This is a genomic window from Streptococcus suis, from assembly GCF_002960425.1.
Lineage (GTDB): Bacteria > Bacillota > Bacilli > Lactobacillales > Streptococcaceae > Streptococcus > Streptococcus suis_S.
In genome coordinates, this window is the sequence record NZ_POIZ01000030.1 from 1 (window position 1) to 875 (window position 875).

Below are 875 nucleotides of genomic sequence, written 5' to 3' on the forward strand. Positions count from 1 at the left end.
GTGAAGTAGATGAAGGCAGTTTTGATGAGCTGGTTGGCGTGTGTGCTAGCCCTAAAACTATTGATGGTCCGATAACAGACATAGGTATCCTGACTCAGCCATTTCATAGGAATGACTTCTTCATTCATTTGAACGATTTTTCGACCAGAGAATACCTGGCGAGCATAGGCGAACAGGGTCATTTTGAGCAACATGGCTGGATGAAAGGCTGGACGACCAGTATGAGAAGTTTCTTCCAATAGAATGGATAAAGGAATAGTATCCACAAACTGACTAATCAGACGAGCCTCGTGAGTAGCAGGTAAATCCCAAGCAAGATTTAATTCCAAACTTAACTGATTTGTGTTATACTGTTTATACATTTTCATGCCTTTCTAGTTGTTTTGTCGTTATTATAATTATAAAGCATGAAATGGAAAACGAGCAACTCCTAATTGGAATTGCTCGTTTTTTTATATGTGAGCGGCTAGTTTTTGCCCAGCCTCACTCATCAAATCAAGTCAACAACGTCTGATTTTGATTTTCGAAGAGTATTAGATGCTCTATCGTTCTTAATACCTTAGGTGTCTTTGACAATCCTGTTGAATTTTTCGGCTCTTTATCAATTGTAGTGGGTGGATGAAAAGCTAATACCTAGAGAGGACGAACTTCGTTCTCTCTTTCCTATTTTCAGGAGATAAAATAGCATAGTCGATTGAAACAAGAACAGGACAAAAGTGCCTCAAGAAAAGTATCGCAATTTGACAATACTTTTCTGAGGTGTTTTTGATATGAGCCCATGTTTTCTCAATGGGATTATACTCGGACGAGTAAGGAGGCAGAGGTAAAAGTCTATGTCCCTGCTCCTCGCATAAATCTCTTAGCTTACTCATCCT

The 875-nt window shown here is 39.2% G+C and carries 1 protein-coding gene and 1 pseudogene; both read right to left on the minus strand.

Annotation, left to right across the window (positions count from 1 at the left end):
- Positions 1 to 362: transposase (locus tag C1G57_RS03180; protein ID WP_161941094.1), on the minus strand; the 362-nt coding region annotated here is incomplete at its 3' end.
- Between the two features lie 307 nt (positions 363 to 669).
- Positions 670 to 875 (minus strand): annotated as a pseudogene (locus C1G57_RS03185) (transposase); the annotation flags it as partial.